Here is a 13476-nt window from a genome sequence, read left to right as displayed (position 1 = left end):
AGTTAGGGAGTAGTGATATGATTAACCTGAAATCCATGACCGTCGCCGCAGCCGTCGCAGCAACCGCGACCGTTGCCCATGCCGAAAATCCGATGGTCGGCGGCGCGGCGATGTATGCCGACAAGACCATCGTGGAAAATGCCGTGAACTCGGCCGACCACACGACGCTGGTCACCGCCGTGAAGGCCGCGGGCCTTGTCGATACGCTGTCGGGCGACGGTCCGTTCACCGTGTTCGCACCGACCAACGCCGCGTTTGGCGAGCTGCGCGAAGGCGCGGTCGAGGCGCTGTTGCAACCGGCGGCCAAGAAGCAACTGACCGAGATCCTGACCTGCCACGTGGTGTCGGCCGACGCGATGTCGACGGCGATCAAGGGCATGGTGGACGATGACGGCGGCGCGCACATGGTGCCGACCGTGGGCGGATGCATGCTGAAAGCCACGTATAACGGCGACAAGATCATGCTGGAAGACGAGCGCGGCCGCGTGGCCAAAGTGACGATCGCCGATGTCGAGCAGTCGAACGGGGTGATCCACGTGATCGACACAGTGATGTTGCCGGCCAAGCAGTAACATCCTCGATAGCTGCGGAACGGGGGGCAAGCGCCCCCCGTTTCTTCCTGGAATGACAAACGCAGGAGGCTGAAAATGCAACGACGCACATTCATACTGTCCGCCTTGTCGGGTGGAACCATCCTGACCGCGATGCCGGGTCTTGCCGCATCGGGATCGTTCGAGGTGACGCGCAGCGAGCAGGAATGGCGGGCCATGCTCACGGACCTGGAATACGAGGTCATGCGTGAAGAGGCGACCGAACGGGCCTTTACCAGCCCTCTGTACAAGCTTTACGAGCCGGGCATCTACCACTGCCGCGGCTGCGACCTGCCGCTTTATTCCTCCGAGACCAAGTATGACAGCAAGACCGGCTGGCCCAGTTTCTGGAAGGCAATGGACAATGCCATCGGGACCAAGCCGGATCATTCGCTTTTCGCGACGCGGACCGAGTGCCACTGCCGCCGCTGCGGCAGCCATCTTGGACATATTTTCGACGACGGGCCACAGCCCACGGGCAAACGCCATTGCCTGAACGGTGTCAGCCTGACCTTCCGCGCCGCCTGATTTCCGGGTCCGATCGCGCACCGGGTGGTTTCAGGGCCCGGAACGGTACGAGTGACCCGGTGCGCTTTATGTCATCAGCCTACTTGAAGTTGCGGCTCTGCTTGATCTGGTCCCAGGCCCAGACGACCTGTTGCAGTTGTTCTTCCTGGCTGCGGTCGCCGCCGTTGATGTCGGGGTGCAGCACCTTGATCAGCGCCTTGTAGGCCTTGCGAATCTCGGCCTTGGAGGCATGTTCGTTCGCTTCCAGGATCTCGATCGCGCGGCGTTCGGTCGGGGGCAGCTTGCGCTGGCCGCCGCGGTTCTTGCCGGGGTTCTGCGTGGCGTTGCCGCCCAGCACCTGGTGCGGGTCCTCGATGCCCAGCCGGGCCCAGGCGCGCGCCTCGGGGTCGTTGAAGGCCTTGGTCTTGCGCTCCCATACCTTGTCCGAGGACGTCTGGGCGTTCATCTCGGCCTCGGTCGTGCCGTCGAAGAAGTTCCACTTGGTGTTGTATTCGCGGACGTGGTCCTTGCAGAACCAGTAGAAGTCGTCGAGCACGTCGGGCGCCTTGGGCGCGCGGTACTTGCCGGGCTCGTTGCAGCCCTCGTGGTCGCAGACGCGGGTCGAGGTTTCGGATGCGCCGGACATGCCCCGCCGACCGCGCGGATTCTTCTTTTTCGCGGACGATACGGACATGTCGAAACCAAACGGATCGGATTTAGCCATTGGCATTCCCTTTGCGACTCGAGGCCAAGAGTTTATGTGATTGCGCGGCAAATTGAAGAGCAAAGATCGGGAAAAATCCGCGCGGTCCCGAACTTGTCTTCACCGGTCAGTCCCGAGGCGGTAGATCGGGACGGGGCGTGCCGTCGTCATCTGTGCCATCCGCGTCGTCATCCGGGGTATCGTCCTGATTATCCTCGATTTCGTCCGCCTCGGCGGCGCTTTCAAGCTCTTCCTCCTCGTGGTCGTCCCAAGGCAGGGGTGGCGGGCTGTCGACGCCTTCCAGTTCCAGCGGGCGGCGGAAGACCAGCATGGAGCGATAGACCGTCTGCGACGAGGTCAGGCCCTGGCGTTCCTCGCTGGGCAGAATGTCGGCGCGCAGGTATTCCCAGCCCTCGAGCGCCAGTTCGTTGATCGCCGTCTCGAGCCCGTGGGCGAACCGGCCTTCGGCGCCCTTGATGCCCGGGCCCTTGCGGCCCTTGGCGGGGGCGGGAATGACCTTGTACTCGTATTTCTGGATCACGGGGTGCACCTCTCAAAATTGGCAGGACATCGTAACGTCCCCATGCGTGGGTGCAACATCAAACCGCACGCGGCGGCGGTCAGGCGCCGGACCAGAGATCCTCGTAGACGCGGGCGATGGTTTCGGCCTCGGTCCTGACGCTGAAATGGGTGCAGGCGATGTCGCGGGCGGCGCGGGACATGGCGGCGTGGCGGTCCGGGTCGGCAAGCATGGAGGCCAGCGCATCGGTGGCCTGGGCGGGCTCGTCGGGGACGATCAGGCCGGTCTGGCCCTGGCTGGAAAAGCTGCGGTAATAGCCCGTGTCGGTCGCCACGAAGGGCACACCCGAGGCCATGCCTTCGAGCGGGGTCATGCCGTAGCCTTCGTAGCGGGGCAGTTGCACCACGGCAGAGAGGGACCGCGTGAGGGCGGGCAGGGCGGCGGGCGGGACCTCGCCGGGGAAGAGGATGCGGTCGGTGAGGCCGGCGGCGGCGATTTGCGCCTTGAGCGTGTCGAGGAAGGGCTGGTCCGACTTGGCGGCGCGGCCGATGACGAGGGCCGTCAGGCCGGGGTGCTGCGGCAGAAGGCGCAGCATGGCGGCGACGAAGCGGTCGGTGCCTTTCTCGGGTCGGATGCGGCCGATGGTGGCCACGCCGCGTGTGCCGGGATAGCCGGTGGCGGCCCATGCGGCGTGGCGGTCCGGGGCGGGCGTGAAACGGTCGGTGTCGACGCCGTGGGGGGCGACGGCGCGGACGTGGGGGACGAAATCGGCGGCGGCCTCGGTCGTGGCGATGACGGCATCCATGCGCGAAATGAGCCAGCGGGGAAAGGCCGAGTGCCGCCGGATCGCGGCGGAGGTGAAGACGATGCGGATGGGCCGGCGCAGCACGTCGCGCACCCAGAGGGCCGCGCGCATCTCGGGGTTGCGGCGGACGTGCCAGATGGTGAAGGGGCGGCCCGGTGGTGGCGTCCTGGACAGGGTGGCGGCCTGCGCCTTGGTGATCGGCTCAGGGCAGCCGGGCAAAGGGTGGCCTGCAAGCGTGAGGTCGAATTGGCCGACCTGGCAGCGTACCACGCTGGCGGCGGTCGAGGAGACGCCGGTAAAGTTGCGGTTGAAGTTGGTGACGATCAGGTCCGGCACGCGGGTCGGCTTTCCTTGAGGCTCGGGGTTAGGTGCTAGCGCAGGCCGAGCGCCTTGGAAAGAGTGGCGGCGAAGTCTTCGAGGACACCTGCCTGGGTGGCGGCGAAGGCGCGGGTCCGGTCGCGCAGGGCGTCCAGCGCGGCAGGGTCGTCGAGATACGTGGTGAGCTTGGCGCTCAGGTCATCCGCATCGGCCACCTCGATGCAGGCGTTCTCTGCCTGCATCTGGGCGTAGGCCTCGGCGAAATTGGCGTAGCGGGGCCCATGCAGCACGGCAGAGCCGGCATGGGCGGGCTCGAACGGATTGTGGCCTCCGACGTCGGAAAAACTGCCGCAGACGCAGGTGAGCGGACTGAGGGCGTACCAGAGGCCCATCTCGCCCAGCGTGTCGGCAAGATAGACGCGGGTCTGCCCGGTGATGGTCATGCCGGTGGATCGGCGGGCGCCCTCGAAGCGGTGCTCGGCGATCAGGCGTTCGATATCGTGGGCGCGTTCGGGGTGGCGCGGCACGAGGATCAGGAGCGCGTCGGCATTGCCGCCGGTCATGGCGCGGTGGGCTTTCAGCACGACCTCGTCCTCGCCCTGATGGGTGGAGGCGGCGAGCCAGACCGGGCGGCCGGCGATGAGGGCCTGCATCCGATGCAGCTCGTCCCGGTCGAAGGGGAGCGGGCCGGCGACGGACTTGAGGTTGAGGCCCGGTTCGGCTTGCGCGAGGCCAAGGTCGCGGAGGTGGTGCGCGGTGCGGTCGTCCTGACAATGGATCAGGCGGAAATGGTCCATGAGGTGTCGCGCGGTGCGGGGGAACCGCTTCCAGTTGCGGGCGGATTTGTCGGAGATACGGGCGTTGACCAGCGCCAACGGGACGCCGGCCCGGTGGCTCAGGCGCATCATCTGGGGCCACAGTTCGCTTTCCACGAAAACCGCCGCAGAGGGGCGCCAATGGTCGAGAAAGCGGGTGACCACGCGGCGCGAATCCAGCGGTGCGAACTGGTGCGTGGTGCGCGGCGGGAGGCGTTTGCCGACGATCTGGGCCGAGGTGGCGGTGCCGGAGGTTATGAGGAATGACAGGTCGGGATGCGTCTGGCCCAGATGCTCGATCAGGCGCAGGACCGAGAGGCTTTCGCCCACCGAGGCAGCGTGGAACCACATGAGGTCGCCGTGGGGGCGCGGCGCGGTGGCATGCCCCTGCCGCTCGGGCAGGCGGTTCGCCGGAATGCCTTGGCGGGAGAGGTTTTCGGAGACGCGGCGATAAGCCAGCCGCTCAAGCAGGTTGGCCGCCACGCCGTAGAGGCGCACGGGCAGGGGCGCGGCAGTGTGGGGCATCAGCCGCCGGTGTGGCTCATGTGGCGGGACATGCGCCCGTCCACTGTCTGACGGGAATAGTCGAAGTCGTGGCCCTTGGGCTTGCGGGTGATGGCCTCGCGGATGGCGGCCTCGAGCGGGGCGTCATCATTCGGCGAATTGCGTAAGGGTGCGCGCAGGTCGGCCATGTCTTCCTGGCCGAGGCACATGTAAAGCTCGCCGGTGCAGGTCAGGCGCACGCGGTTGCAGCTTTCGCAGAAATTATGGGTCAGCGGCGTGATGAAGCCGATCTTCTGGCCGGTTTCCTCGAGCCGCACATACCGGGCGGGGCCGCCGGTGCGTTCGGAAAGTTCGGTCAGGGTGTATTGCTCTGCAAGCGTCCGGCGCAAGTCGGAGAGTTTCCAGTACTGGTCCAGCCGGTCCTCGTTGCCGATATCGCCCATCGGCATGACCTCGATGAAGGTCAGGTCCATGTCGCGGGATTTGCACCATGCGACGATGTCGAAAAGCTCGTCCTCGTTGAAACCCTTGAGGGCGACGACGTTGATCTTGATGCGCAGGCCCGCGGCCTGTGCGGCGTCGATGCCCTTGAGCACCTGGGGCAGGCGGCCCCAGCGGGTGATGTCGGCGAATTTCTGTTCATCGAGCGTGTCGAGCGACACGTTCACCCGGCGCACGCCGGCGGCATAGAGGTCTTCGCTGAAGCGGGCGAGCTGCGAGCCGTTGGTGGTGAGCGTCAGTTCCTTGAGGTCGCCGCTGTCCAGATGGCGTTTCATGCCGTGGAAGAAATGCATGATGTTGCGCCGCACCAGCGGTTCGCCGCCGGTGATCCGCAGCTTTTCCACGCCCAGGCGCACGAAGGTCGAGCACATGCGGTCCAGCTCTTCCAGCGTCAGAAGTTCCTTCTTGGGCAGGAAGGTCATGTTCTCCGACATGCAGTAGACGCAGCGGAAATCGCAGCGGTCGGTGACGGAGACGCGCAGGTAGGAGATCGCGCGCTGGAACGGGTCTATCAAAGGTGCGGTCATGGGGCAGAACGTATGCAACCCGCCGATAAACGGCAAGGGGCATCTTGGCAATTGAAGCCCGGGCGCAAGGGCCATAAGGTGAGCGTATGAAACGATTTGTCTGCCTTTTCGCCTGTGCGTTCGGCCTTTCGGCCTGCGATGTGTTGCCCACCATGCAGCAGCAGGCGCCGCCGCCCGATCCCGCGCCCGAGAGCGCCGAAGCCGGTGCGGAGGCGCAGACCACGGGCATCGCGCCGCCAGCCAACGCGCGGACGGCCGACGAGTTCGACACGACCACAGAGGAAGAGCGTGCGGCAGCGGTGCAAGCTGCGCAGAGCGGTGGTGGCGATCGCGATCTCGGGATCACCGTCGCGTCGCTGGGAGCCGCGTCGGATCCGGGCATCTGGATGAAGACGCCGCTGGTGGACAGCCCCGGCAAGGGCCGGGTGGAATACCCCGCGAAGGGCACGACCGTGGCGGTGGACCTCATTCCGCTGGACGCGGAGCCGGGCTCGGGGAGCCAGCTGTCGCTGGCGGCGATGCGTCTTCTGGAGGCCGATCTGACAGGTTTGCCCGAGGTGCGGGTCTTCGCGACAGGCGGCTGACGTTACAGGAACTTCTCGGCTTCCTTGCGGGCAAACGGCTTCATGTGGCGGCCGTTCTCGGCCATGAACGCGCGGACGCGGTCCGGGTCGTGCTTGGACAGGTCCCGCAGCCACCACGCCACGGATTTCTGGATGAACCACTCGGTGTCCTGCACGTAACCGGCGGCCCAGCCCAGCACGCGTTCGCGCGCTTCGGCCTCAGTCGGTTTGAGGTTGTTGATCTTGGCCAGAGGCAGGGTGACGACCATCGCGGCGCGGCGGATCCAGTGGCTGTCGGAGGTAGTCCAGGTCTCGACTTCGTTCATGCGCGAAAGATCGGCCATGAGACGTTTCTGGCCCGCCATCATGGCGTGATCGGCGATGGCCCAGCTGTCGAGATCGGGCAGCCACGAGGTGATCAGCGCCCAGACCGCATCGTCGGGCGTGATCCGGGCCTGGGTCAGCAGCTTGGCGGCGGCGAGGCGGGCCTCGAAGACGTTCGTGCGCCAAAGCGCGTCGGCCAGGGCGACACGCTCCTCGACGATCAGAGCGCGGCGCCATTCGGTCGTCAGGTCGTTGATGGCCGGGTTGGGCACGCCGAGATAGTCGCGCGGGACCTTGTGATAGTCGGCCATCCCTTCGGCCCGGCCGGGTTCGGCTTGGGCGCGCAGCCGGTCGAGGGCGTCGTCCAGCGTCATTCCACGGTCACGGACTTGGCGAGGTTGCGGGGCTGGTCCACGTCGGTGCCCTTGGCGACGGCGGTGTGATAGGCCAGCAGCTGCGCCGGGACGGCATAGAGGATGGGCGACAGGACCGGGTCCACCTGCGGCAGGACCAGCGTCATCCAGGTGTCGTCGGATGCGGCGGCGGCGCCGGGGGCGTCGGTGATCAGCATCACCTTGCCGCCGCGGGCCATGACCTCTTGCATGTTGGACACGGTCTTGTCGAACAGCCCGTCGCGCGGGGCCATGACGATCACCGGCATCTTTTCGTCGATGAGCGCGATGGGGCCGTGCTTCAACTCGCCGGAGGCATAGGCCTCGGCGTGGATATAGCTGATTTCCTTGAGCTTCAGCGCGCCTTCCAGGGCCAGCGGGTACATCATGCCGCGCCCGAGGAAGAGCGCGTTCTCGGCGGTGGACAGCCGGTTCGCGGCCTTGCGGAAGTCCTCGTTCAGTTCCAGCGTGTTGTTGATGGTCGAGGGCAGGCCGCGCAGGTGGGACAGCAGGTCCGAAAGGCGCGCGGGATCTATCGCTTCACGATCGGACGCGGCCTTGAGCGCCATCAGCAAGAGCACGGTCAGCTGGCAGGTGAAGGCCTTGGTGGAGGCGACGCCGATCTCGACCCCGGCATGGATTGGCAGGGCGAGGTCGCTTTCGCGGGCGATGGAGCTTTCCGGGACGTTGATGATCGACAGGATCTTGGCCGCACGGCCCTCGCAGTAGCGTAGGGCGGCAAGGGTGTCGGCGGTTTCGCCCGACTGGCTGACGAAAATGGCGGCGGTCCTGGCGGGAACGGGAGGTTCGCGGTAGCGGAACTCGGACGCGATATCGACATCTACGGGCAGGCCGGCCAGTTGCTCGAACCAGTATTTCGCGGTCAGGCAGGCGTAATAGGCCGTGCCGCAGGCGACCAGCGTCAGGCGGTCGTATTGTGTGAAATCCATTTCCGGCCGGGGCAGGGTCAGGCCGCCCCCCGCCTCGGACAGGTAGTGGCGCAGGGTGTCGCCGATGACGCTGGGCTGTTCGGCGATTTCCTTGGCCATGAAGTGCTTGTGCCCGCCCTTGTCGACATGGGTGCTGTCGATCGCAATGGTGCGGACGTCGCGGTTGGCGCGATTGCCGTGCGCGTCGATGATGTCGAGCGTGGTGCGGGTGACGACCGCGATATCGCCTTCTTCCAGATAGGTGATCCGGTCGGTGAGCGGCGCGAGCGCGATGGCGTCGGAACCCACGTACATCTCGCCGTCGCCGTGGCCGATGGCCAGCGGGCTGCCCTTGCGGGCGGCGACGATCAGGTCGTCCTCGCCATCGAACAGGAACCCGAGCGCATAGGCGCCTTCCAGCCGCGCGATGGCGGATTTCGCGGCCTCGACGGGGGTCTGGCCTTGCTGCATCAGGTGATGGACCAGCATGGCCACGGTCTCGGTGTCGGTGTCGGTCTCGTGCGCGAGGCCCGCGGCGGCCAGTTCGCTGCGCAGTTCGCGGAAGTTCTCGATGATGCCGTTATGCACCACGGCCACCGGCCCGGCCTTGTGGGGGTGAGCGTTGACGGTGTTGGGCGCGCCGTGGGTGGCCCAGCGGGTGTGGCCGATGCCGGACTTGCCGCGCAAAGGCTCGTGCACCAGCAGGTCCGACAGGTTCACCAGCTTGCCGACGGCGCGGCGGCGGTCGAGCTGCTTGCCGTTGATCGTGGCGATCCCGGCGCTGTCATAGCCGCGATATTCAAGGCGTTTCAATGCCTCGACGAGGATGGGCGCGGCTTCGTGCTTGCCGAGGACCCCTACAATTCCACACATTATCCTGCCTCTTTCGCTTGCTTGGCCCGTCTGGACTTTAGCATTTCGAACAATTTGCGCGCCATGCCCGGCTTGTTGGCCTGCGGGCTGCGGGCGATGGCGAGCGCGCCGTCGGGCACGTCGCTGGTGATGACCGAACCCGAGCCGGTCATCGACTCGTCGCCCAGCCTGACGGGGGCCACGAGCATGGTGTTGGAACCCACGAAGACCCGGGCGCCGATCTCGGTGCGGTGCTTCATCACGCCGTCATAGTTGCAGGTGATGGTGCCCGCGCCGATATTGCTGGCCTCGCCCACCGACGCGTCGCCGATATAGCTGAGGTGGTTGACCTTGGCGCCTTCGCCGATGAGGGCGTTCTTGATCTCGACGAAGTTGCCGATGCGGGTGTCCTCGGCCAGTTCCGCGCCGGGGCGCAGGCGGGCGTAGGGGCCGACGACGGCGCCGCGCGAGACGTGACAGCCTTCGAGATGGGAAAACGCCTTGATATGGGCGCCGGATTCGACGGTGACGCCGGGGCCGAAGACCACATAGGGCTCGACGATGGTGTCGCGGCCCAGCACGGTGTCGTAGGCGAAATGCACGGTTTCGGGTGCTGTGAGGGTGACGCCGTCGTCAAGCGCCGTGGCGCGGGCGCGGGCCTGGAAGGCGGCCTCGGCCACGGCCAGTTCTGCGCGGGAGTTGATGCCCATCGTCTCGGCCTCGGGGCAGGCGATGGCGGTGGCCGACAGGCCCCGGTCGCGGGCGATGGCGACGATGTCGGTCAGGTAGTATTCGCCTGCGGCGTTGTCGTTGGTGACGGCGCGGATCAGGTCGAAGAGCACCGGCGCGGAGGCGGCGATGACGCCGGAATTGCAGAAGGGGATGGCACGGGTGGCTTCGTCCGCGTCCTTGAATTCGACAATCTTTTCAAGTGTGTCGCCGGACATGACCAGTCGGCCATAGCGGCCGGGATCGGCGGCCTTGAAGCCCAGCACGACGACGTCATGCTGCGCCCGGGCCTCGACCATGCGGCCGAGTGTGTCTTCGGAAATGAACGGTGTATCGCCGTAGAGCACGATGGCGTCGCCCTCGTAGCCTGCGAGTGCCGTTTCAGCCTGGGCCACGGCGTGGCCGGTGCCGTCCTGCGTGGCCTGGTGGACGGTCAGGATGTCGGGGTCGTGGTCCTGCGCCGCCGCCTCGACCGCCTGGGACCCGTGGCCGGTGACCACGACCGTCCGGTCGGGCGTGAGGGTCGCGCCGGCCCGCAGGGCATGGACCAGCATCGGTGCGCCGGCGATCTGGTGCAGCACCTTGGGCAGGTCGGAATTCATGCGGGTGCCCTGGCCCGCGGCCAGAACGATCAGGCTTATGCTCATAGGGTTTCTCTTTCCTTCCTGACCCGCCCGTTTTATCCGGTTGCGCAAGCCGTGCAAGGCTGGGCCGTATCAAAGATGATTGCGGGATGTGACAGGCACGGGCGGAAATGTGCTGAGCGTTGCACAATGACAAGAGGGGAATGCGGTATGGGTGATCGGCCGGGCACGGTGGTCTTCGATCTGGACGGGACGCTGGCGGATACGAGCGGTGACCTTATCGCCGCCGCCAATGCCTGTTTCCGGGGGATGGGCGAGGGCGATCTGCTGGACCCGGTGGCGGATGCCGGTACGGCGCTGCGCGGCGGGCGGGCGATGCTGACGCTTGGCATGACGCGGCTGGGGCGGGCGGATGACTTTGCTGAGATCGACCGGCAATATCCAATCCTTCTGGAGGCTTACGGAGAGGCCATCGACACGCATACGGTGTTCTATCCCGGCGCGATGGACGCGGTGGAGAATCTGCGGCTGGCCGGGCATCCGGTGGCGATCTGTACCAACAAGCCCGAAAAGCTGGCGGTGCAGCTGATGACCGCGCTGGGCGTTCTGGACAGGTTCGGGGCGCTGGTGGGGGCCGATACGCTGGCCGTGCGCAAGCCCGACCCCGAGCCGCTGCGCGAGGTGGTGCGGCGGGTGGGGGGCGACCCGGGCCGCTGCCTGCTGGTGGGCGACACGGTAACGGACCGCGAGACGTCGCGGGCGGCGGGGGTGCCGTCGGTTCTGGTGACGTTCGGGCCGGGCGACGAGGATGTGCGGGCGCTGGAGCCGGACGCGACGATCGACCATTTCGACGAGTTGCACGGCGTGGTGCAGAGGCTCTTCGGCTGAAACCCGGTTTCGGGAAAGCGAAATGCCGCTTTTCGACAGGCGCTTCGCGATTGACCTGCGCCGCGCAGGGCCGCAATAAAAGCCTATGAGCGAGATTTTCACACGCAGTTTCACCCAGCAGGAGCCGATCCCCGAGGAAGGGATTCGCGCCGCGATGGAGGTGATGCAGAGCGGGCGGCTGCATCGCTATAACCTGTCGCCCGGAGAGGTGGGCGAGGTGGGCCTGCTGGAGCAGGAATTCGCGGCCTATACGGGCGCCAAATACGCGTTGGCCGTCGCATCGGGCGGCTATGCGATGGCCACGGCACTTCGGGCGCTGGACGTGCAGCCTGGCGAAAAGGTGTTAACGAATGCTTTCACCCTCGCGCCGGTGCCGGGGGCGATTGCCAGTGTCGGTGCTGTGCCGGTTTTCGTCGGCGTGACCGAGAGCCTGACCATCGACCTTGAAGATCTGGTAAACAAGGCGGGCGAGGCGCGGATCCTGATGCTGAGCCACATGCGCGGGCACCTGTGCGACATGGACCGGCTGGTGGAGATCGCGTGCGAGCACGGGCTGACCATCGTCGAGGATTGCGCCCACACGATGGGGGCGGCTTGGAACGGCGTGCCCTCGGGGCGGCATGGGCTGATCGGCTGTTATTCGACGCAGACCTACAAGCACATGAATTCGGGCGAGGGCGGCCTGCTGGTGACGGACGACCCGAGCGTCATGGCCAAGGCCGCGATGCTGTCGGGGTCCTACATGCTGTATGGCCGGCACGGGACGGTGCCGCCGGAAGCGGAATTCGAGAAGATCAAGTACGACACACCCAATATCTCGGGCCGGATGGACCACCTGCGCGCGGCGATTTTACGCCCGCAACTCAAGGCGTTGGACGCCCAATGCGCCAAGTGGAACGCGCGCTACCAAGTGGTCGAGGCGGGCTTGCGCGGCACGCCCGGCCTGAGAGTGGTGGAGCGGCCCGAGGCCGAGAGATATGTGGGCTCGTCGATCCAGTTCCTGCTGCTGGACTGGAGCAACGGGGCCATCGCGGAGGTGGTGGCGCGGTGCCTGAAACGCGGCGTCGAGCTGAAGTGGTTCGGGGGCGCCGAGCCGGTGGGGTTCACCAGCCGCTACGACAGCTGGCGCTATGCGCCGAGCGTACCGATGCCCATGAGCGACCGGGTTCTGAAAGGCATCCTGGACATGCGCCTGCCGCTGACCTTCACGCTGGAGGATTGTGCGCTGATCGCGCGGATCATCCGGGCGGAAGTGGGCGCGGTGCAGCAGGCCGGATCCACCTGAGACACCGGGGCTAACGGCGACTCAGGGGCCAAAATGGCACGTCGGTATCGCGTCGGTATCCGGGTTGCATCGCGTCGGTGCGATTTTTCGCAACCTGCCTGGTTAATGGAGCGTGCGGCGGTTAACGGACCGCGCGCGCCTTTCGCCCTTCGATGAGCCGCCTTTCGGCGGGTCAGTCGCGGGGCGTTTCGTCGGGAATCGGGACGGTGGAGATCGAGACCTTGGCCGAGCCTTGCGACAGTTCGCGCCCGTGCGAGATGTAGACCAGCGTGTTGCGGTCGGCGTCAAAGATGCGCTTCACGCGCAGCGTCTTGAAGATGATCGAGCGGCTGGCGCGGAACACGTCCTCGCCATCCTCGGAGCGGTCGATATCTCCCAGGGTGATGGGGCCGGTCTGCTGGCATTCGATGGCGCTGTTCGAGGGGTCCTCGAACCAGTTGCCATTGGCCAGCCGGTCGATGAAGCCGCGTTCGAAATAGGCCAGGTGGCAGGTGACGCCCTGCACCTCGGGATCCTCGATCGCCTCGACGATGATGTCGTTGCCGGCCCAGTCAACGCCGATCTCGCCCACCTGCTCGGCGCGGGCGGGCGAGACCATGAGAGCCGCCAGCGCGGCGGCCCCGAAACATGCGCGGCGCATCAGAATGTGACCGTGCCGTGTTCGCCCACGTCGGGCGCGTCGTTGCTGATCGAGGCGCGGGCGAACTCGAAAAGCGACTTGGCGTCGCCATCGGTGGCCCAGACGGCCGCCTTCTTGGGGCGCATCGACACGAGCACGATGTCGTCGTCCTGGCGTCCCTCGTCGAACCAGACGGCGGCCATGGGGGACCATATTTCGTCCAGCTTGGCCTCGCTGGTTTCGACCGACAGCTCGCCGTCGATATCGGCGTAGAGATGCGCGCTGGGGCAGGCCGCGATGAACTTGCAGGTCTCGCCCTTGGCAGCCGCATCGGCGATGTCGGTGCCCTTGGCGGTGATGAACCAGATGGCGTTGTCGTCATCCGTGATGGTGGGCGCCATAGGGCGCGGAGGGGCGCTGGCGGTGGACAACATGCCGGCTTGCAGGTTGTCGAGGCGCTTCCACAGGGTCTCTCTCAGATCATCGGACATTGGATGACTCCTTTGCTATGCTGATGGTGT

General features: G+C 66.2%; 15 protein-coding genes. 5 read left to right on the top strand and 10 right to left on the bottom strand.

From position 1 onward, the window contains the following. The first annotated feature begins 17 nt into the window (after nucleotides 1-17). Together ACQY4V_RS09765 and msrB are read left to right on the top strand one after the other, a co-directional pair. Nucleotides 18-572: a fasciclin domain-containing protein gene (locus ACQY4V_RS09765; protein WP_428516950.1), complete on the top strand. Its 555-nt coding sequence runs from the start codon at nucleotides 18-20 to the stop codon at nucleotides 570-572. Nucleotides 573-647: 75 nt separating this feature from the next. After that, entirely contained in the window at nucleotides 648-1118 is a 471-nt protein-coding gene (msrB, locus tag ACQY4V_RS09760) for a peptide-methionine (R)-S-oxide reductase MsrB (protein ID WP_428516948.1), read from the top strand. 79 nt (nucleotides 1119-1197) lie between these two features. Here the strand turns inward: msrB and ACQY4V_RS09755 are convergent, their stop codons facing one another. From ACQY4V_RS09755 to moaA, 5 genes are all read right to left on the bottom strand, one after another. Further along, the gene (locus ACQY4V_RS09755; protein ID WP_428516946.1) at nucleotides 1198-1821 is read right to left on the bottom strand and encodes a J domain-containing protein; all 624 of its coding nucleotides are present in this window, start codon (nucleotides 1819-1821) and stop codon (nucleotides 1198-1200) included. 106 nt (nucleotides 1822-1927) lie between these two features. Next, nucleotides 1928-2341, bottom strand: a complete 414-nt coding sequence (locus ACQY4V_RS09750) for a DUF4177 domain-containing protein (protein WP_428516945.1) — start codon at nucleotides 2339-2341, stop codon at nucleotides 1928-1930. 79 nt (nucleotides 2342-2420) lie between these two features. Then, a complete protein-coding gene (locus ACQY4V_RS09745) occupies nucleotides 2421-3461 on the bottom strand; it encodes a glycosyltransferase family 4 protein (protein WP_428516943.1) in 1041 nt (346 codons plus the stop codon). A 35-nt stretch (nucleotides 3462-3496) separates the two neighbouring features. Beyond that, the gene (locus ACQY4V_RS09740; protein WP_428516941.1) at nucleotides 3497-4783 is read right to left on the bottom strand and encodes a 3-deoxy-D-manno-octulosonic acid transferase; all 1287 of its coding nucleotides are present in this window, start codon (nucleotides 4781-4783) and stop codon (nucleotides 3497-3499) included. After that, nucleotides 4783-5790: a GTP 3',8-cyclase MoaA gene (gene moaA / locus ACQY4V_RS09735; protein ID WP_428516939.1), complete on the bottom strand. Its 1008-nt coding sequence runs from the start codon at nucleotides 5788-5790 to the stop codon at nucleotides 4783-4785. Before moaA ends, ACQY4V_RS09740 begins: the two co-directional genes overlap by 1 nt. A gap of 86 nt (nucleotides 5791-5876) precedes the next feature. Between moaA and ACQY4V_RS09730 the strand changes: the two genes are divergently transcribed. Beyond that, entirely contained in the window at nucleotides 5877-6374 is a 498-nt protein-coding gene (locus tag ACQY4V_RS09730; protein ID WP_428516937.1) for a hypothetical protein, read from the top strand. A 2-nt stretch (nucleotides 6375-6376) separates the two neighbouring features. Here the strand turns inward: ACQY4V_RS09730 and ACQY4V_RS09725 are convergent, their stop codons facing one another. The 3 genes from ACQY4V_RS09725 to glmU are packed head-to-tail and all read right to left on the bottom strand — an operon-like array spanning nucleotide 6377 to nucleotide 10226. After that, nucleotides 6377-7051 carry a DNA alkylation repair protein gene (locus tag ACQY4V_RS09725; RefSeq protein ID WP_428516935.1) on the bottom strand — a complete coding sequence of 225 codons (675 nt, stop codon included), beginning with the start codon at nucleotides 7049-7051 and terminating at the stop codon, nucleotides 6377-6379. Then, nucleotides 7048-8871: a glutamine--fructose-6-phosphate transaminase (isomerizing) gene (gene glmS, locus ACQY4V_RS09720; protein ID WP_428516933.1), complete on the bottom strand. Its 1824-nt coding sequence runs from the start codon at nucleotides 8869-8871 to the stop codon at nucleotides 7048-7050. The genes ACQY4V_RS09725 and glmS overlap by 4 nt, the downstream gene beginning before the upstream one ends. Then, entirely contained in the window at nucleotides 8871-10226 is a 1356-nt protein-coding gene (gene glmU / locus ACQY4V_RS09715; RefSeq protein WP_428516931.1) for a bifunctional UDP-N-acetylglucosamine diphosphorylase/glucosamine-1-phosphate N-acetyltransferase GlmU, read from the bottom strand. The genes glmS and glmU overlap by 1 nt, the downstream gene beginning before the upstream one ends. Before the next feature lie 147 nt (nucleotides 10227-10373). Here glmU and ACQY4V_RS09710 point away from each other — a divergent pair, with 147 nt between their 5' ends. Next, the gene (locus ACQY4V_RS09710; RefSeq protein ID WP_428516929.1) at nucleotides 10374-11051 is read left to right on the top strand and encodes an HAD-IA family hydrolase; all 678 of its coding nucleotides are present in this window, start codon (nucleotides 10374-10376) and stop codon (nucleotides 11049-11051) included. Between the two features lie 85 nt (nucleotides 11052-11136). Next, nucleotides 11137-12336, top strand: coding sequence for a DegT/DnrJ/EryC1/StrS family aminotransferase (locus tag ACQY4V_RS09705; RefSeq protein WP_428516928.1), 1200 nt, complete (start codon nucleotides 11137-11139; stop codon nucleotides 12334-12336). Between the two features lie 172 nt (nucleotides 12337-12508). Here the strand turns inward: ACQY4V_RS09705 and ACQY4V_RS09700 are convergent, their stop codons facing one another. Then, the gene (locus ACQY4V_RS09700; RefSeq protein ID WP_428516926.1) at nucleotides 12509-12976 is read right to left on the bottom strand and encodes a CreA family protein; all 468 of its coding nucleotides are present in this window, start codon (nucleotides 12974-12976) and stop codon (nucleotides 12509-12511) included. Beyond that, nucleotides 12976-13446 (bottom strand): pyridoxamine 5'-phosphate oxidase family protein, encoded by a 471-nt coding sequence (locus ACQY4V_RS09695; protein WP_428516924.1) that lies wholly within the window; start codon nucleotides 13444-13446, stop codon nucleotides 12976-12978. The genes ACQY4V_RS09700 and ACQY4V_RS09695 overlap by 1 nt, the downstream gene beginning before the upstream one ends. Nucleotides 13447-13476 lie beyond the last annotated feature (30 nt).

Source organism: Roseovarius sp. (assembly GCF_965277045.1).
Taxonomy (GTDB): domain Bacteria; phylum Pseudomonadota; class Alphaproteobacteria; order Rhodobacterales; family Rhodobacteraceae; genus Roseovarius.
This window is presented reverse-complemented; position numbering and strand designations above follow the sequence as displayed.